The organism is Paenibacillus sp. SZ31 (genome assembly GCF_012912005.1).
Lineage (GTDB): Bacteria > Bacillota > Bacilli > Paenibacillales > Paenibacillaceae > Paenibacillus.
Genome location: NZ_JABBEA010000023.1, coordinates 33,019 through 56,206, shown reverse-complemented (window position 1 = coordinate 56,206; position 23,188 = coordinate 33,019). Strand labels below are relative to the sequence as shown.

21 protein-coding genes are annotated in these 23,188 nt (G+C 48.9%); all 21 read right to left on the bottom strand.

Translation table 11 applies throughout. From position 1 onward, the window contains the following. Positions 1 to 7: 7 nt before the first annotated feature. Complete coding sequence (gene cysK / locus HF638_RS26895) at positions 8 to 946, bottom strand: cysteine synthase A (RefSeq protein ID WP_169483011.1); 939 nt, start codon at positions 944 to 946, stop codon at positions 8 to 10. Between the two features lie 345 nt (positions 947 to 1,291). Continuing rightward, complete coding sequence (locus tag HF638_RS26890; RefSeq protein ID WP_169483010.1) at positions 1,292 to 2,242, bottom strand: peptidyl-prolyl cis-trans isomerase; 951 nt, start codon at positions 2,240 to 2,242, stop codon at positions 1,292 to 1,294. Positions 2,243 to 2,265: 23 nt separating this feature from the next. Further along, a complete protein-coding gene (gene hslO, locus HF638_RS26885; RefSeq protein WP_047844508.1) occupies positions 2,266 to 3,186 on the bottom strand; it encodes an Hsp33 family molecular chaperone HslO in 921 nt (306 codons plus the stop codon). 73 nt (positions 3,187 to 3,259) lie between these two features. Next, complete coding sequence (locus tag HF638_RS26880) at positions 3,260 to 4,030, bottom strand: type III pantothenate kinase (protein ID WP_169483009.1); 771 nt, start codon at positions 4,028 to 4,030, stop codon at positions 3,260 to 3,262. Between the two features lie 6 nt (positions 4,031 to 4,036). After that, complete coding sequence (gene nadC / locus HF638_RS26875) at positions 4,037 to 4,903, bottom strand: carboxylating nicotinate-nucleotide diphosphorylase (RefSeq protein ID WP_169483008.1); 867 nt, start codon at positions 4,901 to 4,903, stop codon at positions 4,037 to 4,039. Beyond that, positions 4,900 to 6,531: an L-aspartate oxidase gene (nadB, locus tag HF638_RS26870; RefSeq protein WP_169483007.1), complete on the bottom strand. Its 1,632-nt coding sequence runs from the start codon at positions 6,529 to 6,531 to the stop codon at positions 4,900 to 4,902. The genes nadC and nadB overlap by 4 nt, the downstream gene beginning before the upstream one ends. A gap of 35 nt (positions 6,532 to 6,566) precedes the next feature. Further along, positions 6,567 to 7,505, bottom strand: coding sequence for a quinolinate synthase NadA (nadA, locus tag HF638_RS26865; RefSeq protein ID WP_169483006.1), 939 nt, complete (start codon positions 7,503 to 7,505; stop codon positions 6,567 to 6,569). Positions 7,506 to 7,804: 299 nt separating this feature from the next. After that, positions 7,805 to 9,850: an ATP-dependent zinc metalloprotease FtsH gene (gene ftsH / locus HF638_RS26860; RefSeq protein ID WP_169483005.1), complete on the bottom strand. Its 2,046-nt coding sequence runs from the start codon at positions 9,848 to 9,850 to the stop codon at positions 7,805 to 7,807. 100 nt (positions 9,851 to 9,950) lie between these two features. Beyond that, positions 9,951 to 10,490 carry a hypoxanthine phosphoribosyltransferase gene (gene hpt, locus HF638_RS26855; protein WP_169483004.1) on the bottom strand — a complete coding sequence of 180 codons (540 nt, stop codon included), beginning with the start codon at positions 10,488 to 10,490 and terminating at the stop codon, positions 9,951 to 9,953. A 52-nt stretch (positions 10,491 to 10,542) separates the two neighbouring features. Beyond that, on the bottom strand, positions 10,543 to 11,982 hold the full coding sequence (gene tilS / locus HF638_RS26850) for a tRNA lysidine(34) synthetase TilS (RefSeq protein ID WP_169483003.1): 1,440 nt from the start codon (positions 11,980 to 11,982) through the stop codon (positions 10,543 to 10,545). 44 nt (positions 11,983 to 12,026) lie between these two features. Then, entirely contained in the window at positions 12,027 to 12,974 is a 948-nt protein-coding gene (locus tag HF638_RS26845; protein WP_169483002.1) for a serine/threonine protein kinase, read from the bottom strand. Beyond that, complete coding sequence (locus tag HF638_RS26840) at positions 12,958 to 13,710, bottom strand: VWA domain-containing protein (RefSeq protein WP_169483001.1); 753 nt, start codon at positions 13,708 to 13,710, stop codon at positions 12,958 to 12,960. The genes HF638_RS26845 and HF638_RS26840 overlap by 17 nt, the downstream gene beginning before the upstream one ends. A gap of 85 nt (positions 13,711 to 13,795) precedes the next feature. Next, a complete protein-coding gene (spoIIE, locus tag HF638_RS26835) occupies positions 13,796 to 16,303 on the bottom strand; it encodes a stage II sporulation protein E (RefSeq protein ID WP_211175808.1) in 2,508 nt (835 codons plus the stop codon). A 481-nt stretch (positions 16,304 to 16,784) separates the two neighbouring features. Next, entirely contained in the window at positions 16,785 to 17,315 is a 531-nt protein-coding gene (locus HF638_RS26830) for a S1 domain-containing RNA-binding protein (RefSeq protein WP_017691357.1), read from the bottom strand. A 198-nt stretch (positions 17,316 to 17,513) separates the two neighbouring features. Then, the gene (locus tag HF638_RS26825) at positions 17,514 to 17,849 is read right to left on the bottom strand and encodes an FtsB family cell division protein (RefSeq protein WP_169483000.1); all 336 of its coding nucleotides are present in this window, start codon (positions 17,847 to 17,849) and stop codon (positions 17,514 to 17,516) included. 11 nt (positions 17,850 to 17,860) lie between these two features. Next, complete coding sequence (yabQ, locus tag HF638_RS26820; protein ID WP_169482999.1) at positions 17,861 to 18,430, bottom strand: spore cortex biosynthesis protein YabQ; 570 nt, start codon at positions 18,428 to 18,430, stop codon at positions 17,861 to 17,863. Then, positions 18,427 to 18,711, bottom strand: a complete 285-nt coding sequence (gene yabP, locus HF638_RS26815; protein ID WP_056697424.1) for a sporulation protein YabP — start codon at positions 18,709 to 18,711, stop codon at positions 18,427 to 18,429. Before yabP ends, yabQ begins: the two co-directional genes overlap by 4 nt. Before the next feature lie 175 nt (positions 18,712 to 18,886). Further along, positions 18,887 to 19,165, bottom strand: coding sequence for an RNA-binding S4 domain-containing protein (locus tag HF638_RS26810; RefSeq protein WP_036606120.1), 279 nt, complete (start codon positions 19,163 to 19,165; stop codon positions 18,887 to 18,889). Next, entirely contained in the window at positions 19,165 to 19,437 is a 273-nt protein-coding gene (locus HF638_RS26805) for an HU family DNA-binding protein (protein WP_017691362.1), read from the bottom strand. The genes HF638_RS26810 and HF638_RS26805 overlap by 1 nt, the downstream gene beginning before the upstream one ends. Positions 19,438 to 19,743: 306 nt before the next feature. Then, complete coding sequence (gene yabN, locus HF638_RS26800) at positions 19,744 to 21,237, bottom strand: bifunctional methyltransferase/pyrophosphohydrolase YabN (RefSeq protein WP_169482998.1); 1,494 nt, start codon at positions 21,235 to 21,237, stop codon at positions 19,744 to 19,746. A gap of 147 nt (positions 21,238 to 21,384) precedes the next feature. Continuing rightward, positions 21,385 to 23,133, bottom strand: a complete 1,749-nt coding sequence (locus HF638_RS26795; RefSeq protein ID WP_169482997.1) for a putative polysaccharide biosynthesis protein — start codon at positions 23,131 to 23,133, stop codon at positions 21,385 to 21,387. Positions 23,134 to 23,188 lie beyond the last annotated feature (55 nt).

Genomic DNA, 23,188 nt, shown 5'->3' with positions numbered 1-23,188 from the left:
TGTAGACTTAGCCTTCGAAGTTGTAAAGCGGTGTGCTGAGGTAACGTTCGCCGTTACTTGGCACAATCACGACAACGCGCTTGCCTTCACCCAACTGTTTCGCAACCTGAAGACCTGCACGGATCGCCGCACCGGAAGAAATACCGGACAGAATGCCCTCTTCCTTCGCTACCTGACGAGCCGTCTCGAATGCATCATCATTCTCAATGTGAATGATCTCATCATAGATTTCCTGATCCAGAATCTCAGGGATAAAGTTGGCACCAATCCCTTGGATCTTATGTGGTCCTGGTTTGCCGCCTGCCAGAATTGGCGAAGCTGCTGGCTCAACCGCAACAATTTTAATACCAGCGAAAGCTTCTTTGAGCACTTCGCCTGTACCTGTAATTGTTCCGCCTGTACCAATTCCCGCAACGAAAGCATCCAACGTACCACCCACAGATTGGATCGCGTCCACAATCTCAGGGCCAGTCGTTTCACGGTGGATCTTCACGTTGGCTTTATTTTTAAATTGCTCAGCCATGAAATAGGATGGGTTTTCTTTCAGCAGTTCTTCGGCTTTTTTTACAGCACCATTCATACCTTCCGCTCCAGGTGTAAGCACAAGCTCAGCACCATACGCACGAAGCAAGTTGCGACGCTCCAAGCTCATTGTCTCAGGCATTACAATAACGGACTTGTAGCCTTTGGCTGCAGCCACCATCGCGAGTCCGATTCCCGTGTTACCACTTGTTGCTTCGATAATGGTATCACCTGGTTTCAGCTTGCCTTCTTTTTCCGCTTCTTCCACAATGCTAATTGCGATACGGTCTTTCACACTTGAACCTGGATTCTGGTACTCCAGCTTCACGAATACTTCAGCACTGCCTTCAGGTACGATACGGTTCAGACGAACAAGCGGAGTACCTCCGATGAGTTCTGTTACGTTATTAACTACTTTAGCCATATGAATGCCCTCCTTAGTGGATGAATAAAACTTGAGTCCTGTTAACCTATACTGTGCGGCCGGTAGCCTCTGGATGTTATAGAAGAACTGCGGAAATCCTGTTGATCCTATCCCTTGCTGCTAAGATTTCTAGACAGGGTGGAGGTTTCCGAAAGTTTCTTTGTTCATAAAATAAAGCTTTTATATCCGAGTAAACGAGTAGGTATTTATTATTTTCATCTTATCAACGTTAACCCTTATTGTCAATATGAGTACTCAAAAAAATACTCTGCCTTCGGCCCTAAGACCGCAGACAGAGTATTTTTATCAAGATGTAGCAGTACGAGAAAATCTTCTCCATTGAATTCAGGAGGCAGGAATTTCGGACAGGATCACGGCTTCATACTTGTTGCGCAGCATTTGCTCTACCTGCGGCAACGGATCGGCCTGACTCAGAGCCAGTTGCATTCGAATCTCCTCATGGACCTCTTCGGCAGACTGCACCTGGCGTTCTTCTTTATCATTAAGTCTGATAATAGCATAGCCCTCTTCCACTCGAACTGAACCAGCAATATCGCCCACATCCAGCCCGGCAGCGAGTTGAAGGATTTCTTCTGGCTGGAATGGATCATTCCGCTCAATCCATCCCAGCCTCCCACCAGCATCACGAGAGAAGCTGTCCGTCGATTGACTGCGAGCAGCTTCTTCAAAATCTTGTCCCTTCTCCAACGCATCCAGTAAGGAATCGGCTTCCTCTTCTTCCTTCACTACGATGATGGACAAGTCATATTTCTCGGGGGAAACGTAATCCTCACGGTGTTCAGTCCAGTAATGCTCAATATCTGCATCCTTGATCTGTATGCTAATCGTTGCGATTTTCTCAAGCAGCAGCCTGTAGCCGGCTTCCAATTCAAGTTCCTGTTTCGACAGGCCCAATTGAGACTTCATTTCGTCAAAATATGATTTCTCTGAATCGTACCCATCCATCGCGGCGGCAAGTTCTCTTGCAATCTCTTGGGGAGTGACGATCAGCTTGCGTTCAATTGCTTCGGCATATACTGCTTTACGGTTTAACATCTGGAGTAATAACTCACTGCCGTAACGTCTTTTCAGCGCATCGGTCCACTCTTTGTCCGTGATAACTTCTCCGTTGATCGTCGCTACGGTGCTTCCTTCTTCCGTATTGGCATCATGGGATGCATCTGCCTCGTCTTTGCCCTGTCTGAGACCATGCATAGCCATAACCGTTCCCATAACCAGCATGCCCAGCGTCAAGACAATTACAGCCGTCCACAACCCTTTTTCCTGTCTTGTCATTCCGCATCCCGTCCCCGCATAGATCAGTTCTTGGCTTGCTCTAGGATGGTCTCAAGTTGTTCTTTGTTAAAGTCATAGGCTTCATTACAGAATTGGCAGACCACTTCAGCCTGGCCCTCTTCTTCAATTAATTGCTCCATCTCCGTTTGGCCCAGGCTGATCAGCGTCTTCTCTACCCGCTCACGTGAACACTCACAGCTAAAATGTATATCCAGTCCTTCCATCACTTGTACATCTGGCAACAATCGGCGAAGCAACTCTTCCAACTCAAGTCCCTGCTCCAGCAACGTCGTCACTGGCGGCAACGTACTAATGGCGTTTTCGATCGCCGTGATCTCTGGATCTGTCAATCCCGGCAACAGCTGCATAATGAATCCACCTGAGACAATAACGGAATTATCCGTATCAACGAGCACACCAACGCCTACAGCAGAAGGTGTTTGCTCCGATTGCGCAAAGTAGTACGTGAAGTCTTCGCCCAGTTCTCCTGAAATAATAGGCACACTACCACGATATGGCTCTTTCAGTCCCAAATCCTTCGTTATGTTGATGAAACCTTCCGTTCCAACTGCGCCTGCAACGTCCAGTTTACCCACACTATTACTTGGCAAGTGTACATGCGGATTAGAAACATATCCTCGTACTTCGCCTTTCGCATTGGCATCAGCTACAATCTGTCCAATGGGGCCATCACCGTTGACTTGTACCGTTAACTTCTCTTCACCTTTGAGCATTGCACCCATAATGGCTGCTGTTGTAACCGTACGCCCCATGGCAGCTGTAGCCGTGGGAAACGTATCGTGTCTTCTGCGTAGTTCCTCAACCAGTTCCGTAGTCTGGATAGCAAAGGCTCTTACCTTTCCATTCATTGCTGTACCACGAATTAACCGGTCATGCTTGTTGTTGTTTTCCAAGTCATTCAGCCTCCTTTGGCGTATCGCCATAATAGTCGTAACACAGAAAAAACGGCACAACACTTAAGCTGTAATCTCAGCTCGCTGTATGCCGTCACTATGCTCACCTTTCCCGGTTCCGCTCATATATAATACGCAGCCCTTCAAGCGTAAGCAGCGGATCAACTTCCTCTATACTACGGGTTTCTTCTGCGATAAGTGTAGCAAGACCACCCGTCGCGATAACTCGGGGCTTCGCTCCCATCTCCTCGCGAATACGTTCTACAATACCATCTACCTGCCCTGCATAGCCAAATATAATACCCGCTTGCATAGCATGAATAGTATTACGGCCAATGACCTTTTTAGGTTTCTCCAGCTCTATACGAGGCAACTTGGATGCCCGCTCATAGAGCGCTTCAGTGGCGATCTGAATGCCAGGTACAATAGCTCCCCCCAGGTAGTGACCTTTCTCGTCAATACAGTCAAAGGTCGTTGCAGTACCGAAATCGACCACGACGAGAGGGCCGCCATACTTCTCAACGGCTGCCACTGCATTAACAATACGATCTGCACCCACTTCACGTGGATTCTCGTATCGCAGGTTCAGGCCGGTTTTGATACCAGGCCCCACGAGTAATGGTTTTTTGCCTACATATTTCTCACACATCGCTTCGATTACATTCACCAGTGGCGGAACCACCGATGAGATGATTACACCTTCGATGTCGCTTGCCCTGATGCCGGACATATGAAATAAATTATAAATCAATACGCCGTATTCATCCACTGTTGACTGACGTGATGTACTCAGACGAAAGTGGTGCAGCAACTCCCGGCCTTGATATACGCCGAGCACCATATTGCTGTTCCCCACGTCTACAACTAGAATCAAAGAGGTTCACCCCTCTTTCTTTTCATTTAAATCCAGGCTGATATCCAGGCTCTCAAAAGAATAGGTTAACCTGCCAACCGAAATTACATCCACACCGCTCTCTGCAATTCCACGAATGGTCTGGAGAGATACGTTACCTGATGCTTCAACCTTCACATGTGGAGCCTGCTCACGAATGAGTTCAACCGCTTCACACATCCGATCTGGATGCATGTTATCCAGCATAATGATATCTGCCCCGGCTTGCAAGGCTTCTCTCACCTGCTCCAGATTCTCAGTCTCCACTTCAATCGTCATCGTGTGCGGAATAACGGTTCGTGCTCGATGTACCGCTTCGGTAATTCCGCCTGCACCCTTAATGTGGTTATCCTTAATCATAACGGCGTCGTAGAGTCCAAATCGATGATTCGCTCCGCCCCCCACGCGCACCGCGTATTTCTCGAGTAACCGGTGACCCGGCGTAGTCTTACGTGTATCCACGAGCCTAGTCTTAAGGCCATCCAGCACGTCCACATAGGCACGTGTACGCGTAGCTATTCCCGACATACGTTGCAGCAAGTTAAGTGCCAGTCGCTCACCCGTAAGCAGTGAGTGTGTACTTCCCTCTACCTCGGCCAGAATCGTTCCATGCGTGACCTTGTCTCCGTCTTTTACCTTCGGTGTAAATACAAGTTCAGGATCGACTACCTGAAATACGAGTTCGGCTACGGTCATGCCTGCAATAATACCATTATCTTTAGCATGTATAATGGCCTTGGATTGGTTGCCTGCTGGGATCGTCACACTTGTTGTAACGTCACCTGCGCCAACATCTTCACGAAGCCAGTTTTTAATCGATTCGATAAGTCCATCATTATATCCGTTCAGTATCATGACATCAATTCCTCCACAATCGCTTGTTCTCGCTGCTGCAGACTATGCTTCTGCCACACGACATCATCACGTGCCGGGAAATCTTCACGATAGTGAGCTCCCCGACTCTCCTCGCGGTGTAATGCTCCGCTAGTAACTAACCAGGCACAAGTCAGAAGGTTGGCATACTCCAGTTCTTCCTTTTGGGTAAGTGTCTGATCAAAAAATTGCAATTCCTGTTGCAGCTTGTCCATGGCCTTCTGCAGATTCTCACCATTCCGGCGTAAGCCGACCTGACGAACCATCATTTTCTGTAGTCGCAAGCGTCTTTCGGATATAGGTTTTTGCTCTTTCATGATCTTGCTATTCATGTCCACAGATGCGGTCGAAGTTCCTCTTACTTGTAGTGAACCGAGCGGGGAAAGTGATTGAATGCGATCAACAATTCTCCGGCCAAATACAATCGCTTCAGACAAGGAGTTGCTTGCCAGACGGTTAGCTCCATGCACTCCTGTAGAAGATACCTCACCACACGCGAATAACCGGGAGATGCTGCTCTCTCCACTAAGATCCGTTTTCACTCCGCCCATCATGTAATGGGCAGCAGGTGCAACGGGAATCCAGTCCGTTGTCATATCCAATCCATAACGCATACAAGTCTCATATATGGTAGGGAAACGATGCTTGATCATCTCCGGCTGTTCATGTGTAATGTCCAGATACACAAAGGTGCTGTTGGTAGACTCCATCTCACTAACAATCGCTCGTGCCACGATATCACGTGGTGCCAGTTCAAGCTGGGCATGATATCGATCCATGAAGCGTTCGCCCTTCACATTACGTAAATATGCTCCCTCACCACGTACGGCTTCTGACACAAGGAAACGTGGTGCCCCCGGGTAACAAAGAGAGGTGGGGTGGAATTGGATAAATTCCATGTCACGAACGACAGCCCCAGCCCGGTAGGCCATGGCTACACCATCGGCAGTAGCTACATCCGGATTCGTCGTGTATCGGTACAGTTGTCCCGCCCCACCAGAGCAGAGAACGGTTGCCTGTGCCTTCACGAACACTTGGGATCCATCATCCTTCTGAATCAGAGCGCCGATGCATTCCCCTCGATCTCGATCCGTAATCAGGTCAATCACAAAGTGCTCATCCCATACTTCAATTCCAGGATGTTCATTCACTTCGACCGCAAGCGCACGTACAATCTCATATCCCGTTGCATCCCCGTTGGCATGCAAAATACGGCGGTGGCTATGCGCACCTTCCTGCGTCAACGCCAACTCGCCGTTCTCCAGGTCAAACAACGTACCCAGACGAATCAGTTCCTTCACCCCGTCCGGACCCTCATTCACCAATACCTCTACCGCCTCGGAGCGGCATAAGCCCGCTCCTGCAACAAGTGTGTCCTGTAAGTGGTAAGCAGGTGAATCATCTTCAGCAATAACCGCAGCGATTCCTCCCTGCGCATACCTGGTGTTACTTTCTAGTAACGACTTCTTCGTGATCATTAATACACGTTGTTGCTCACTTGCCTTAATGGCGGTGAACAGACCAGCAATCCCTGAGCCTATAACCAGTACATCCGTCTCTACCATGGGTAGCGCAGACAGATCAAAATCAACTAAATATTGCGGTATCATGTTATTCACCTGTCTTGGAGCAAGAGTAGCGCATTCTACTTCACCAATAACATGCGCTCTAGTGATTCTCTGGCTTTGTCGGCAACGGCCGGTGGCACATAGATTTGCGGCTTCATCGTTTCCAGGCATTTCACCAGTTTCTTCAAGTTGTTGACCTTCATGTTAGGACATACGAGGAACTTGGTCGCAAAATGAAACTGTTTATCCGGACTATCCAGACGAAGCTGGTATCCAGTACCATCTTCGGTACCTACAATAAATTCCTTCGCTGATGAATTTTTGCAATACTCCAGAATGGCTGTTGTACTGCCTACAAAATCACCCATCTCTACAACCTCAGGACGACACTCTGGATGGACAACAAACTCTGCATTCGGATGCTTGGCTCTCATCTCCACCACATCTTTGACTGTGAGCATATCATGCGTGTTGCAGTAGCCTTCCCAGATAATCATTTTCTTGTCTGTATGCTGCTGCACATAATGTCCCAGGTTTTTATCTGGTACCCAGATAATTTCGTCGGAATCCACCGATTGAATAACTCGAACTGCATTCGCTGATGTACAACAGATGTCAGTCTCTGCTTTGATCTCAGCCGAGGAATTGATATACGTAACCACCTTGGCATTAGGGTGTTGTGCTTTCAATTTGCGTAGTCCATCCACATTCACCATATCTGCCATCGGGCAACCCGCACGCTCATCCGGGATAATAACTGTTTTGTTCGGCGCCAGAATTTTAGCGCTTTCACCCATAAAGTGAACACCACAGAATACGATCACATCTGCATCTGTTTGTGCTGCCTTCTGGGCTAATAGAAACGAATCTCCACGGAAGTCAGCAACCTCCTGAACCTCGTCACGCTGGTAATAATGGGCAAGAATAATGGCATTACGTTCCTTCTTCAACTCCAAAAGCCGCTCACGCAGCTCGCGGTTCATCTCAGCCTTGCGCTCTAAAGCCAGAGCTTCCACCTGTGATCCTCTCCTTTATCGGGACAGCGTCATGCGCTGTTTCGTAGGGCTAACCTAAGTCGTTATCTTCGCTTGAGAAACGAATCACAAGCGGTTTAACAACTAATTTACACAACGTTCATGACTCTGTCAATAAATGAAAAAGGTCCAGAACAGCGCTGTAACCACCCGTTTGCTAACTGGTTCGCCATCTAACTCCCGTTTATCTTTATCTATCCTCTTTTAAAATAATGGACAAAAAAAGAGAGCCCGAGGGCTCTCCTGATCTCACCTGCTGTCCTAGCCAGATGTATTATACATTAAGACGTTGGCTTCGTTCCACCATCATCCGGGTTATTGTTATTACCCTTTTCCAGATTCGGAGCTTCGTTCGGAATATCTCCGGCTGGTGGCTCAGGCGTTTCATCTTTACCTTGAATGCGGACACGCACATCACCGATGTTGTCGATGATAGGCTCTCCGCCCTCAGTTGGCGTACCTTCACCATCATTGTCGTTCTCTGCTTTTGGAGTCAAAGAACCTGTCTCGATCAATTGCTTGATCTGATCCATTTCCAAAGTCTCAACCTCAAGCAAAGTTTGAGCGATCAGATGCATCTCTTTTGAATGTTTAACAAGCAAGTCCTTACATTTCTCATAACATTCATTAATAAAGCGTTGCATTTCCTGATCAATCTCGTAAGCAATGGAATCTGAGTAATTCTGTTCATGACCGATATCCCGACCAAGGAATACCTGTCCTTGTGAACTTCCGAATTGCATAGGACCCAATTTCTCACTCATACCGTATTCCATAACCATGCTGCGAACAATACCTGTCGCTTGCTGGAAGTCACTGTATGCACCAGTACCAATTTCTCCGATGAACAATTCTTCAGCTACACGACCTCCGAGGAGTCCGGTTACTTTATCAAGCAGTTCCTGCTTGGTAACCAGCATACGGTCTTCTTTTGGCAACATGATTACATATCCACCCGCACGTCCGCGCGGAATAATGGTCACTTTATGTACCATATCAGCATGTTCGAGGAAGTATCCTACAATGGTATGACCTGCTTCGTGATAAGCAACGATTCGTTTCTCGCGATCACTGATGACACGGCTTTTCTTCTCCGTACCAACGATGACACGGTCAATCGCTTCGTCAACTTCTTTCATGGAAATATCTTTACGGTTACGACGTGCTGCAAGCAATGCCGCTTCGTTCAAGAGGTTTTCCAAATCCGCACCAGAGAAGCCTGTTGTACGTTTCGCGATAATATCCATCTTCACATCTTTGGTCAGTGGTTTATTACGGGAATGTACTTTCAGGACAGCTTCACGGCCTCTTACATCAGGGCGGTCAACCGTAATTTGACGGTCAAAACGTCCTGGACGCAGCAAGGCAGGGTCCAAAATATCTGCACGGTTCGTTGCGGCTATGATGATAATACCTTCGTTAACTCCGAATCCGTCCATCTCAACGAGCAACTGGTTGAGTGTTTGTTCACGTTCATCGTGACCACCACCAAGACCAGCACCACGCTGACGTCCTACAGCATCAATCTCATCGATAAAGATGATACATGGGGCATTTTTCTTCGCATTTTCAAACAAATCACGTACACGTGATGCACCGACACCGACAAACATTTCCACGAAGTCGGAACCTGAAATAGTGAAGAATGGTACACCCGCTTCACCGGCTACGGCACGAGCGAGCAATGTTTTACCGGTACCTGGAGGCCCTACAAGCAATACGCCCTTAGGAATCCGTGCACCTACTGCTGCGAATTTCCGAGGATCCTTGAGGAAGTCTACAACCTCAACAAGTTCCTGTTTCTCTTCGTCAGCACCCGCAACATCTTCAAATGTAACCCGCTTCTTCTCTTCGTTATAGAGACGAGCACGGCTTTTACCAAAGTTCATTACTTTACCGCCGCCGCCTTGAGCCTGATTAAACAGGAAGAAGAACAGCAGGAACATAATGATCAAAGGAATAAAGGAAGTCAGCAACGTCAACCAGATGCTGTCACCTTTCATTGGCTCCTGATGATATTGGAAATTGTTAGTTTCACTTGCAGCTACAAGTTCACTAATTGCCTCATCTGTAGGAGGAATATACGTTGAGAAATTTTCTGATTTGGCGCCATCAGGTGCCTTCTTGTATTGACCGGTCACGAGGTACGTTTGACCGTTGAATTGAACCGTCAATTCAGAGACATTGTTGGCTTTGATCGCTGTACGCAACTGATCATATCTAGGATTATCGGTGGCTTCGCCGCCATTGCTGACGAACTGGACTATCCCCACCACAACTAAAAAAAGAATCAAATAAAAACCAGAATTCCGGATGAACCGATTCATCCCCTACCTCCTCTCGAGACACTTTAATTATTTTAACATAGCCCGACATGGCTTCTCAACAGAAGCCAAGAACAGCTCAAGGCTTGGGTCGGGCAGGATATTAGCTACTGTAGACTTCCGGCTTCAAAATCCCGATATAGGGCAGGTTCCGGTACTTCTCGGCAAAATCCAAACCGTAACCAACGATGAACGCGTCAGGAATGTCAAAGCCTGTGTAATGAGCTTCCAACTCAACTTTACGGCCTGAAGGCTTGTCGAACAGCGTAACCACACGCACCGATTCGGCACCGCGGTTCTCTAGCAGTTCAATCAGATAGCTGAGTGTAAGTCCGCTGTCGATAATATCTTCGACAATCAGGACTTCCCGTCCTTCAACGGATACATCCAGATCCTTAATGATTTTGACAACACCTGATGACTTGGTGGAAGCGCCATAACTGGATACCGCCATGAAATCCATTTCAACAGGTACCGTTATGTTTTTAACCAAATCAGCCATAAATATAAACGCACCCTTGAGCACACAAATGACCAAAGGATTGCGGTTTGCATATTCGGCACTTAGTGTTGCGCCTAATTCCTTGACTTTAATCTGAATTTCTTCTTCACTGATCAATACTTCCTGAATGTCGTTCTGCAACTGTGCGAACCTCCTAAGTTATACTATGAAAGCCTTACCTGAACCATAACCACTACCCCTGAATCGCTGAATCGCCTACAGTCATGTACAGGATTGCGGAAGTGCCCTCCCTGACAGGAGCCACATTGGACCGTCGAACACCCGGTAACCAGATGATATGACCTGCTCCATCACATACCACAGGAATACGTGGACGAACAGATGGGGGGATTTTCTCATCGATGAAAATATTTTTCACCTTTTTGCTTCCGTTTAATCCCATCACTTTCATGGTATCTCCAGGTAACCGTGAACGCACAACCAGCGGCATAAGCAGTTGATCCGCATCAAACGCGGCTTGATCCGCCGATTCTGGTACATGATAGTCCTCGGGACTCACCGGCATCAACCGAATATACCGGTTAATCTCGGTGAGTGAAAGCTCATAAGTTCCACTCCATTGCTTAAGACGATACTCGTAAGATTGATCCTGTACGTCCGTCCGTATGCCAAAAGAAATCAGATTATACTCCCGAGTGCAGGCGAGTGTCTGTCCTATATCCAGGCTCCAGGTCGTCACATGGGTCTCCATGACCTTGCGACGAATGGTTTCTATACGGGTAAAGTCGACAAAATCACTGTCCAAAGGCAGATAATTCAATATTAGTTTAATCAACCTTCGTTGTAAAGCGACATGTAACTTCAAGAAGGAAGGCACCTCAAAGGTTTGCCTTCCGCCGTTCACCTGCACTAGACACCTGTATGTGTCATATGCACTCTGCTCCATGAAATCGTCTTCATCACCCACAATTTCGGCAAGCCGATTCAATGACGGCGTGAGTTGTCCATTATACTGCCCCAAAAAAGGAAGCACATCCAAGCGAATGGCATTACGCCGATATTTACGCAGGGAGTTGCTCTCATCATTGAAATACATAAAACCCTGGGTATTACAAGCTTCTACAAGGTCTGTCTTGTTTATACGAAGGCATGGACGAATAAGTTCCACATTTTTTTCTCGCCTTTTAAACTTCATTCCTGCGAGTCCCGACAAGCCGGTTCCACGAAGCAAATGAAGCATGACCGTCTCTGCCTGATCATCCGCATGATGTGCCAAAGCGATGCTTGCCGCATTATATTTGGAAGCCACTTCGTGCAGAAAGGCATATCGCTTGTTGCGGGCCGCTTCCTGTGGTCCTTGACCCGTAAGCTCCATATATGAAGGAACATCGGCCTTAGTCCATTCAAAAGCAATCCCAAGCTGCTGTGCCAGTTCCATCATTTTCTCCGCTTCATCATCAGATTCACTCCGGAAGCCATGATGCACGTGGGCACAGATCAATTCAAGTGGCACATGCCGCTTGCTGATCTCGTGCATGATATGCAAAAAAGCCACCGAGTCCGGCCCGCCCGATACTGCGACGACAATCCGATCCCCGGGAACCCATAACTGATGCTCTTCCGCTGCATCCAGCACGTTATTCACCAGCATGTTCCAGCGTAAAGCCTCCATACCTGTTCCTCATTCCTTGCGTTATGTATATGCACCCTCACAGATCAGAAACGTAGTGCATAGATGAGCACCCCAATAAGTAATATCACAGATACAGCAAATGCGTTCTTAAGCCAGCGCGGTGTTGTACTTTTGGAACGACGACGAAGAGGCGTGGGGCGTGCCATCATTTCCTTCCATCCTTGTGCCGCATGGCCTGCATCACGAAACTGACCTCGTAAGGCTTGTATCGTCCAATTGCGAAAAGGACCCAGTCGTTCACTGCGCTCCACCAGCGCTACGAGCTGATTCACACTTCGCAGTTGCGGCAAACCTTCGGCTGCAAGTGCCTTGAGCGCGTCTGCTTCAAGTACATGAATCAACAATAATGCAAAAGCAAATACATCATAGGTACCATCTGCTGTTCGACTACCTGCATTCCAGAAGCCCCGATCATACCATTCGGTGAACTGCTTGACGCTTCGACCAATCGACGTAACTCCGCCGTAGTCGATCAATTCCACCTGCCCATAATCGGATACCAGCACATTCTGAGGCTTGAGATCACCAAACACCCATCCCGCCTGATGCAATTGTGCCAGCTTCTGCAAGAGTCTAAGTCCAACCAGAAGTGTCCAGTCTGTCCCCTGACGCCGAATGAAGTGATGAAGAGCCTCACCTCGAACGTAACGCATCACATAAAAAGGAATATCCCGGCCACGAACGGCATAATCATCCACATCTTTAAGATAGGAAGGAATGCCGCTCTGCCGAAGGGCCTCATGATTACGCTGTAGTTGAAAAGATTTGAGCACATTGACTTCCGATTGCAGATCTACCGGGTCAAATCCCATTTTAAGCGCGTAGTGTTTGCCATTTTCACCCCGTTGGACAAGAAAAACGATGCCATTGGCTCCTTTGCCCAGTAGCTTCCGAATCGTGTAACGACTGCGATTCCATTTCCCTGTAACCACGGTTCCTGGCGGGAAAGAGGCGTCAGACAACGTTGTCACCGAGCATCCCTTCTCTTTCAATGCGATAGTTCCCTTCTATTTCCTGCTGTTCCTCCAGTGTACCATAACGGTAAAAATCAATCACCTTCTGAATTGCAGGACCTGTCGGCGTTGCACCCTTCATCTGCAAACGTCCAAACAGGGACCGAACCCGGCCTGGATCCGTTGTCCAGTCAATATCCATTACCGCATCTTCTCCACTGTGTCGTCCCGGAAAATGAAATACGGAAAGCTTGCTCTGACCCATGCGCGCCTGCAAACTTAACATTAAATCGCGAATGCCTTCTTCTACCGCAGCCAGTTTGGGCTTCATGCTGGCACTGACGTCAATCAGCAATATCACCTGTAACGCTGTAGTTTCAGCCATATCATCCATTACTTCCACGACCCGGGCGCGTTGTGCAGGCTCCAGATCCGTTACCGTTTTGGGCTCCTTCTCTCCCAAAATTTGTGTTAACTCTCTATTAACCGCCTGCTGAATGGTCTGAACCACCGTTTTCCTTGTCATCATCTGCATGGTATGGGCAAGCTGCCGTGTACCTACAATTTGGCTGATTCCACCTCCAGCTCTGGCAATATCCTCAATCTCCCGGCTGCCCAGCTCACCAATGGTTCCATAATCAATCACACCAACCACATTAACCGTAATCCCCTCTTCCTGCGCTTCGGCCGCTGCCAGCACCGGACTTGGTCCTACATTGGAACAACCGTCGGTGATCAACAAGATTTGCTTCATCCGATATCCCTCCGTTATTCGTTACTCTCCAACTCTATGACTAGCATTGCCAGAATGAAGAGACTTCAAACAGAAGAATATGCAATTAACTGACGGTCCGTGGACGCTCCATCCGGTTGATGCCAGGCACACGTAGTGTGGCCCATTCAGGGCGGAAATGCTCTACTTTTCCAACAACGACGGTCATATCATCCAAAATTTCATGCTGCTGATATCTTATGACACTCTCAAGCAGGCAATCGGCCAAATCTTGCGGATCATCTGTATCAATCTCTTGAATGAGTCGTTTCATCCATAGCTCTTTGTTCACCGCATACCCCGGTGCATCATAGATGCCATCCGTCATCATAATGAGGATATCCCCCGGCTGAAGCTGTACCGTCACCAGATCCACTTCAATATCTTTAATAATACCGATTGGCAAATTACTGGCTGAGACTTGAATAACCTCCTGTCCACGTTTGATAAAGCTTGGTGTTGATCCGATTTTCATAAACGTGGTCTCCGCCGTATATTCATCAATCAGCGCCATATCAACTGTGGCATACATCTCTTCAGGTGAGCGCAACATCAGAACGGAGTTCACCGATTTGATTGCCAGTTTCTCGTCCATTCCTGACTGTAGCAACTGTTCCAGAATATTCAGAGCTGCACTGCTCTCCATGCGCGCCCGTTCTCCATTGCCCATTCCATCACTGAGCGCCACCGCAAATGTACCGTTACCTAACTCAACCGTACTGAAGCTATCGCCTGACATCACATCTCCCCCTTTGGCAGCAGCAGCAACACCGGTGGTTACCTCGAACGTTTTGGCTGAACCAAACGTAACGGTCGCCAGTCCCTGACGAGGGTCGGTCATGGTCTCATGCAAGACGGCAATATGCTCGTCCAACACATCCGAGATCAGCGGAGCAATCATTTTCCTGCACTCATCGAATCCACGTGTATATGCATGTACAATCTCAATCTCTACATTGCCCGCTTCCAGATTGATGATCTCAATGGAGTGAATGGACAAGCCCAATGACTCCAGTGCGTCCCGAATCTGCTCCTCCTGTTGCACCATCTCATCACTTTCCCGCTGAATTTCTTTGGCAAGGTCCTCCATGACCTGAGATACACCAGATAATTGCTCTGCAACCAGCTGCCGGCTATCGATAATTTGACGCTTCCACTGCATGTTATGTTGATGCAGTCCATACTGGGCACGCATGACTTCAAGGACCTCTTCCGGTTTCGCACACACCCTGTTCCAGTCGACTGGAATCTGCTTGCCTGAGATCTCCGGGTTTCCTTCAATCGTACTCATCACGTCCGTCATATATTTGTAGGTTTGAATAAACTTCGCATCCCAGCATTGTGTACGCTTGAAGCAGCTTGCACATGTGCCCTCGGCAACCGCATTCATGAAATGGTCCATTCCACCTTCTTTCTGTACCTGCTCCCCTGCACCGGACATCTGATCAAAGCTACGTGACAATTGACGGAATACCTGTGAGAACCGGGTTACCCGTTCTGCCGTGATATCCCGTATCCGTTTGGCATACTCATGCTGCGATTTGGTATGATCCTGCGTACCCGGTACATATTTGGATATCGCCGTCATCAGGCTTTTAGGTGTTAACATGAATAGTACGATAGCTGCACACGTCTCCCATAATGAGTTCATCACATCGCCCAGTCCGCCCAGATATATGGATAGAATGGACGAACCCAGCAGCATGCCCAGTGCAACCGCCGCACGTTTGCCTTCTCGAAGCATACCCGCCAGCATCCCGGCAAAAGCAAGCAGGCTCATCTGATACACCGCTGACATGTCAGCCAGACTCAGAATCAAGCCGGTAATGACCCCAACTGAGGCTCCAAGGGGGGCTCCGCCCACCAGCGCAAAGATTAATATGAGGTAACGGGAGAGCATATGCTCGACGGATAAAGACTGAATGGTCCACCCTACGGCTCCCGTCATAACGGAAGCGAGCAATATGATCAGGCAGAGGATCTCCTCGTTCTTTAGGCTGAACTTTTTTTTGCGGTAGGTGAAGATCGGTATGGCTTGTATAAAAACAAGGGTGAGCACGAAACTTAGTACGGAATCCATCGTGAGCATCAGCATCGCGTACCAGCTGAAGGATGGTCCAATCACAACCGCGAATAACTTGACCATAAATGTAGTCGTAAACACCATCGTTGGTGCATAAGATAATTCAGCACGATCATATGACTCCAGACCGCGGAAGAGCAGATAAAAGATGGCGATCTCCGATGCAACAATGAGTGGTACCGGAAACGGTGCAAAGAGACTGCCTGCGAGAAGTGCAGTGCCTACCGGAATGATGTAATCCCTGCGCATGAAAGCAATTACGGCGAAGTAAGCAATGGCAAAGGGAGATAACTCATTCAGGATCATGGCCTTTCCGAGCAGGAACCCCATAAACGTAAGCAGCAGTACCCATTTGCGGGAAGCAACCATTTGGACAGCCTTGCGGGAGCCAAGCCATTGTTTCAGACGTACCGACAGCTCCTCCCGAGCTTCCGTACCTCCTTTACCTGCTTTCATTCCCGGAAATTGAATGACATTCCACTTTTCCATCATCCTCAAGGCACCCCATTCGATTAATTTGAATTTTCGTGTTTCGTTCTCGATGGTTCTGATTATAGATAGATTAGAAGACGTAGTTTGTCAGAATAGGTGGGCAGGGTTCAAAAAGTTTACGACAAAAGAAACGAGCTTGGCGCGGTGGTGCGAAACCCCCGGCCTTATTGTGGTTTCATTCACTCTCCTACTTGTTTCCGACAAGGGAAATGTCTGATTTTGAACCGGAGTTAGTTTGGCCTCGCCATCATTTGAGCAGGATAGCTGTGGAATGCCACGGAAACCTGTCGGTAAAAAATGGTAGACGACAAATGTTCTTATGGTTCCAATTTGCCGTGCAGAAAAACTGGGGATATGGAGCTTCACCTTACAAAAAAAGCTATTCAGCTACTTATCTGTGAAAGATGAAAGTAAACGCAAAAAAACCGTTAGCCCATGGGCTAACGGTTTTTTTTATATGTTTAGATCAGGTTGAGACAGATTACACACGCTTGGCTCCGCGGCCTCCGCGTTTGCCTTCTGTGTTCTTCTTAAGCGAAGAGATCCGCTCTTCACTATCTTTCAGGAAGCGTGACATTTTATCCTCAAATGAAGGTTTGCCTGCTGCGGGCTTGAAAGAACGGCCTCCGCGGTCACCACGGTTAAATCCACCGCCGCCGCCACCACGACCTTGGCCACCACTTGGGCCTCCGCCGCTGAATCGTTCGCGATCTCCTCCACTGCGTTCCGGTCTAGGAGCTCTCGGGGGTCTGGATTGTGTTTGTTGCTCAACCGGTTTGTCAACAGCTTGCTTAATGGAAAGTCCGATCTTGCCATCCTTGTCAACGTTGATAACCTTCACTGTAACGAGGTCATTCAGCTTCAGGTGGTCGTTGACATCTTTGACGTAATTGTCGGCGATTTCCGAGATGTGAACGAGACCCGTGACACCTCCTGACAGATCCACAAATGCTCCAAAATGCGTGATTCCTGTCACCTTGCCCTCTAACTTGGTGCCCACTTCAATTGCCATAGAATAAAATGATCCTCCCTTAAAAATATACAACCCGATTTTTTGAATGCCAAAATCAATGCTGCGCTAATGTAATTATACCTTATGCCGTAAACCAAGGTCAACTGAACACTACCCCATCAGAGAGCCTATTTTTTCCGGTTTAACGGCTTCAGACACACGGATAACAAACCTAGCTCGGTAATGGACCGAATTCCATCAGTTCCCTGACTCTTCAACCTGGATCGGCGTTTCCTCAGGAAGATAATATCCTTTTTTCCGTGCCAGCTGTCCTATGTATTCGGGGTCATTCAACCGGCTGACTTCGTACTTCAACTGTTCCAGCTTCTTCAACGTATCTTCCTTTGAAGCTTGCTGAGTAGCCAGATGAGAACTCTTGTCCGAAATTTGTGCAGTCTGCACAAGGAATGTATATCCTGCCCATATTACAAATACAATCATAAACGTCATCCAAAGCATGAGGCGCCTTCGTGCACCGGCAGATTTTCCTTGGTTAGTTGGAGCCTTTGATCTGCCCACAGGTGTTTTACCCATTACGGACCTCCTTAAAACCAGCGTTTCCACATCGCTGCAATTCTTGTACCCACACGGATCATCCAATGCGGCGTTACCCAATGTTTCAGGAGCGGCCTAAACATCCAGCGGAACAACTTGCCGAAAGGTACCAAACATTGCAGCACCAGCCTGCCCAGGAATAATAGTATCGCAATTACAAAACCGAATAATACGCGAATTAACTTATAAATTCCCTTAGCCGGCATAACGATCAGGATGTTAAGGATATGTCCACACCAATGAATCAGCGTTCTTGCGAGTTTAATTAACATTACCACAAAACGCTGGGTTGTAACACTTAAAAGCCAAAAATAGAAGCAAACCCCTATAATCAGCCCCAAAAAGACATAAAACCGCAGCTGTCCGTGGTTTCCGGCGTATAGCATCCGAAAAACGAACAGCGCGGAAGCAACCCAGTACAACAGATCGAGTGTGTGGATGCTCCATCTCGGAAACCGCAGCTGTCCGGACAGTACCCGGTAACTGTCGTAGGCCATTCCCATCACGACCCCCGAAGTAAGCATCCACATCAGTGTGATCCATTGAGTATCCGGACTCATCGGAACATCTTGCCAAACAGGCCTTTACTGTTTTTGGACTGGGAACCGGGGTCCAGATATTGGAGCGAACTGACTGTACCTTCAATGGATAACAGGCCTTCCTCCAGGCTCAGGTTTTTGATATGTAAATTGTGCCCTCGGATGGTCAGATGCCCAAGTTCAGTCTGCAGCAAAAATTCCTCACTGTCGAAGCTCTCCACATTGGAGACACCTGTCAGATCCAGCAGTTTCCGATTCTGCATGCTCAGATGATGCTGTTTGGCCTTACCGTGCTCAACCATGGCATGTACCCCTCCTTCTTACACCTAGCTTATGGATGAGGAGGTTGGAATAGAACCAGCGTTGTTGAACAAATAACCCTGCATCTAATAAAACAAAAAACGCCCTTCCCGGTTACAGGAGGACGTTTCGATTCAACTTGCATTGAATGAATATTCAATCATATCAGGTGTACTGTTACCAGTTCATCCCGTTATCCTTGGCGATCGGCTCTTCCTTAACCAAGGTATAGAGGCTACTCGCCTCATCCTTCTTCGTGCTCTCGGCAATTCGTTCCACCTTCACCGTGACCAGTTTCTGACCGAACTGAACCGTCAGCTCATCGCCCACTTTAACAGCGGCGCTGGGCTTCGCTTCACGTCCGTTCACCAGAACACGTCCCTGTTCAGAGACGTCCTTGGCCACAGTACGGCGTTTGATTAACCGGGAGACCTTCAGGAATTTATCAAGACGCATTATTTTACGGCTTCTTTAAGTTTGTTGCCTGCTTTGAATGCAGGAACAGTGGACTCAGGAATCACAATTTCATTCCCTGTTTGTGGGTTACGTCCGGTACGACCGGAACGTTTGCGGGTCTCAAAAGTGCCAAAGCCGATCAATTGTACTTTGTCTCCGCTGGCAAGTGCATCTGTAATTTCTCCCAAAAAGCCGTTCAATACGGACTCAACGTCTTTTTTAGTCAAACCACTTTTGGTTGAAATGTTGTTAATCAGATCTGTTTTGTTCATTTTTAAAAGCCTCCCAAATTGAAAAAAAAGTATCTGCGAGCCTGAGCAATAGGTGATTGCCGCTGGTTTCGCGTTAGGTTACTACACATGTATTCTGGCTTGGCATCTGAAATCCTGCCTTGGTCCGCGACTTTTTTAGCTTTTTGTCGATGGTCCGCAGGGGACAGTCTAAGACCAGTACCCGAAACCACCCGTCGCTAAACACCAACTCCAGTTTACACAGATGAACACATGTTCGTATATCATAACACACTGCATAGCATGATGGAATAAGGTTTATCGGTATTTCCCAGAAAATTGAACTCGTTATAATCCTGCCTTCTTCGCAGCCTGCCAGAATTGCTCCATCTCTTCTACATTGCTATCTGCTGGTGTTCTTCCCTGTTCGCGCAGACGCTCTTCGATGTACTGGAACCGCCCAACGAACTTGCGGTTGGTCGCAGCGAGCGCCTCTTCCGGGTCCGTATCGATGAATCTTGCAACATTCGCGGCTGCGAATAATAAATCACCCAGTTCGAGCTTCCGTTCTTCCGCAGACTGGCCTTGTTGCACCGCTTCTTTCAACTCCGCCAGTTCTTCCTCGATCTTGGCAAACACACCTTCAACATCATCCCAGTCAAAGCCCACCTTGGCTGCTTTCTTCTGTAGCTTATATCCCTTCATCAATGCAGGCAAGTCACGCGGTATGCCATCCAGCACGGAAACGTTCTCCTGATCCTTGCCCTTGCGCTTCTTCTCCTCTACCTTCATCTGTTCCCAGTTCTGAAGAGCTTCATTCGCGTCTTCTGCCTTATTATCGCCAAAAACATGTGGATGACGGAAAATCAGCTTATCGTTCAAACCTTCGATGACATCATACACATTGAAGGTACCAACTTCTTCTTCCATCTGGGAATGCAATAAAATCTGCAGCAGCAGATCACCCAGCTCTTCTTTCATATGGTCGGGGTCATCCTCATCAATCGTCTCAATAACTTCATAGGTCTCTTCAATCAGGTTTTTACGAATGGACTGATGCGTCTGCTCCTGGTCCCATGGACAGCCACCTGGACTGCGAAGAATGTTCACAATCTCATGCAAACGTGCAAAGGATCGACGACGCAAGGCATCATCGGTGTTCTTTGGTACATAGATCAGTGACAGATTGCCGTACCCTTCGATTCGGTCCAGTTCGTGTAGCGGAATCTTGTGAATAACTTCCTGACCCTGTACACCCAGTGCATGACCCACAAATACGGGATAATCGTCCGGGTAAACCTCCATCAGGCATAGCTTCACATCCGAAGCAGTGAACACATCGTAGACTTGTCCGATCAACGTATGTAGCTGTGGTTGTACCAGTTCCGTATTCAGGCTGCTGGCATCCAGGAGTTGAAAGCCTTCGATCGGGTCGAATCCAAGCCGTATAAAGGCTTCGTCCAGGAAGCTCTCTCCACCCATGACACGCAGTGAAATACCCATCTGTGGGCAACGTTCTTTAAGCAGACGTACACTTGCTTCTGCCACCATGGGATGACCCGGTACAGCATACACAATCTCGGTTCCAGCCTCACCCTTGCGAGCGGCCTCTATCAGTTGGTTTGCGATCTCATCATACACTTCGGGGAAGGAGGACTTCGCTTCATAGATGGCATCAAATGAGGTCATCTCCAGTCCCTCTTGCTTCAGATCATTCAATACAGGATGATCTAGGGTGCGTACATACAGCGTAGCCGCATGTTTCATTTTTTTGATAATACCTACGGTCAGTTGGTCTGCATCTCCAGATCCTAGACCCACTACGGTTAAAGCTGCACTCATTACGTAAACCTCCATCCGGACTATCCTGTCCAGGCTCACAATCATCGTGTCTGAACAGGACTAATTACACGTATTATACCAGAATCATTCGATATCCTATAATTTCATATTCCGGGTGCTGGATGCAGAAGCACCGTGAGCATGAAGCTAGCGCAGCACACGCAGTCTGCGCAGCAGCTTGGCAAGGCGAGGCCCCAACTTGGGCACGGCCGCCAGCTCCGCGGCGGTCAGTAGCCCTGTCCGGGCCGCCGCCAGCAAGAACACGGCCGAGCCGGCAGCAATGCCCAGCAGGCTCACGCCCATCGCGGCCAGCCTGCGGTCGGCCGCGATACCCATGCCGCCGAGCACGGCTTCGGCGGCCCAGGCCGTGCCTACCGCCGCCAGACTCATGGCGGCGATCACCAGCGCCGGCTTCGCCAGGACGGCGCCAGGGGCAGGGCGCAGGGCGACAAGTCGCGCCAGCAGCGCCACATTCAGGCCAGCCGCCAGCATGTAGGCGACTGCGCCTGCCAGAGCCGCGCCGCTGATGCCCAGCGCTGGCACAAGCATGACGTTCAGCAGCGCCTTGACGCCTGCGGCGGCCAGCATGCTGAACGCGGGTGCGCGCACGGCGCCGAGGCCTTGCAGCAGCGCCGCTGCAATAATGCTGACGGTGCTGCCCGCAGCCGTCAGCGCCATGTACCGCAGTGCTTCGGTGCCTGCGGCATCTCCGTACAGCATGCGGTTAATCGGCTCCGCCAGCACCGCGAGACCTGCGGATGCCGCCAGGCCGATCAACCAGAACCAGCGCAGCGCGAGGCCTGCTTGCTGCCGGACGGCTTCTGGCCCGCCCTTTAACCGGGCTTCCGCCATCGCCGGAATAAACAGCACAGACAGTGACGTAGCCAGCATCGTCACCAGTTGAACCAGCGGCAATCCACGGTTGTAGATGCCGAAGGAAACCATCGACTGGAGCTCGTCCAGTCCTTCTCCCCGCAGCAACCGGGGCACGGTGAAGGTATCCACCAGATTCATCAGTGGCACGGCCAGCGACCCAAGACAAACAGGAATGGCATACATGAGCAGCGTCCTGATCCATTTCCCGTTGGATCGTGACCGTTCTCCCAGAGCGGGATTAAGAGCACTCACCGTTTTCTTCTGCGGCGTAACCAGCCTATGCTTCTGATGCTCATGCCCGTCTGTTCCAGCCTCTCCGCCTTTACTGCTCCATTCCGAATTCAATTGTTCGGTGACCACTTCCCTGTCTTTCCGCCGATGTCGGACCATGTACCCTAACATGACTAGTAACCCAACCATTCCGCCGGCAACGGAGCCCATCATGGCGCCAGCAGCGATAGTTTCAAGCGAAGCATCCCGCCTCATCAACCAGAGAAGCAAAACAATCATGACGGTGACACGTATCGTCTGCTCCACCACTTGTGATACCGCTGTTGGGACCATCTGCTGTAATCCCTGAAAATATCCACGCAGCCCTGTCATCACCGGTACAAACAACAACGCCCATGAAGCTGCACGAATCGATGGAACGACATGGCGGTTGCCAATCATGTCAGCGATCAGCGGCGCACCTGCATACATCAAGAGCGCCATTATAATTCCAATTCCCCCGAGCAGCACGGAAGATAGTCGAATAATTCTTCTGCTCTCGTCTGGTCTTCCCAGTGCATTCTGCTCTGCTACGAATTTGGATACGGCCAGCGGCAGTCCTGCAGCAGCAAGCGTGATAATGAGCATATATAACGGATACACCGTATTGTAAATGCCAAATACACCGTCTCCCCCCAGATTCTGCAGCGGAATCTTCTGAAAAGCACCAATGATTTTAGAGATAATGGCGGCAAGCCCAAGTACAAATGCACCCTGTAGCAGCCTTGAGCCTGTAGACGGCTGTTTCATAATTCCCTCCTGCGTATGTCCCTGCGTTCAATTAAGCATACCTTGCTATTATACC

What these genes read in the sequence shown, in the direction of transcription:
- yabQ (WP_169482999.1), bottom strand. Translation starts at nt 18,430, where the DNA reads ATGAGTCCGGATACTCAATGGATCACACTGATGTGGATGCTTACTTCG.
- nadB (WP_169483007.1), bottom strand. Translation starts at nt 6,531, where the DNA reads ATGATACCGCAATATTTAGTTGATTTTGATCTGTCTGCGCTACCCATG.
- HF638_RS26890 (WP_169483010.1), bottom strand. Translation starts at nt 2,242, where the DNA reads ATGACAAGACAGGAAAAAGGGTTGTGGACGGCTGTAATTGTCTTGACG.
- HF638_RS26840 (WP_169483001.1), bottom strand. Translation starts at nt 13,710, where the DNA reads ATGAAGCAAATCTTGTTGATCACCGACGGTTGTTCCAATGTAGGACCA.
- tilS (WP_169483003.1), bottom strand. Translation starts at nt 11,982, where the DNA reads ATGGAGGCTTTACGCTGGAACATGCTGGTGAATAACGTGCTGGATGCA.
- ftsH (WP_169483005.1), bottom strand. Translation starts at nt 9,850, where the DNA reads ATGAATCGGTTCATCCGGAATTCTGGTTTTTATTTGATTCTTTTTTTA.
- HF638_RS26805 (WP_017691362.1), bottom strand. Translation starts at nt 19,437, where the DNA reads ATGAACAAAACAGATCTGATTAACAACATTTCAACCAAAAGTGGTTTG.
- cysK (WP_169483011.1), bottom strand. Translation starts at nt 946, where the DNA reads ATGGCTAAAGTAGTTAATAACGTAACAGAACTCATCGGAGGTACTCCG.
- nadC (WP_169483008.1), bottom strand. Translation starts at nt 4,903, where the DNA reads ATGATACTGAACGGATATAATGATGGACTTATCGAATCGATTAAAAAC.
- hslO (WP_047844508.1), bottom strand. Translation starts at nt 3,186, where the DNA reads ATGGCGATACGCCAAAGGAGGCTGAATGACTTGGAAAACAACAACAAG.
- HF638_RS26830 (WP_017691357.1), bottom strand. Translation starts at nt 17,315, where the DNA reads ATGGCAATTGAAGTGGGCACCAAGTTAGAGGGCAAGGTGACAGGAATC.
- HF638_RS26810 (WP_036606120.1), bottom strand. Translation starts at nt 19,165, where the DNA reads ATGCGTCTTGATAAATTCCTGAAGGTCTCCCGGTTAATCAAACGCCGT.
- yabP (WP_056697424.1), bottom strand. Translation starts at nt 18,711, where the DNA reads ATGGTTGAGCACGGTAAGGCCAAACAGCATCATCTGAGCATGCAGAAT.
- yabN (WP_169482998.1), bottom strand. Translation starts at nt 21,237, where the DNA reads ATGAGTGCAGCTTTAACCGTAGTGGGTCTAGGATCTGGAGATGCAGAC.
- HF638_RS26795 (WP_169482997.1), bottom strand. Translation starts at nt 23,133, where the DNA reads ATGAAACAGCCGTCTACAGGCTCAAGGCTGCTACAGGGTGCATTTGTA.
- spoIIE (WP_211175808.1), bottom strand. Translation starts at nt 16,303, where the DNA reads ATGATGGAAAAGTGGAATGTCATTCAATTTCCGGGAATGAAAGCAGGT.
- HF638_RS26825 (WP_169483000.1), bottom strand. Translation starts at nt 17,849, where the DNA reads ATGGGTAAAACACCTGTGGGCAGATCAAAGGCTCCAACTAACCAAGGA.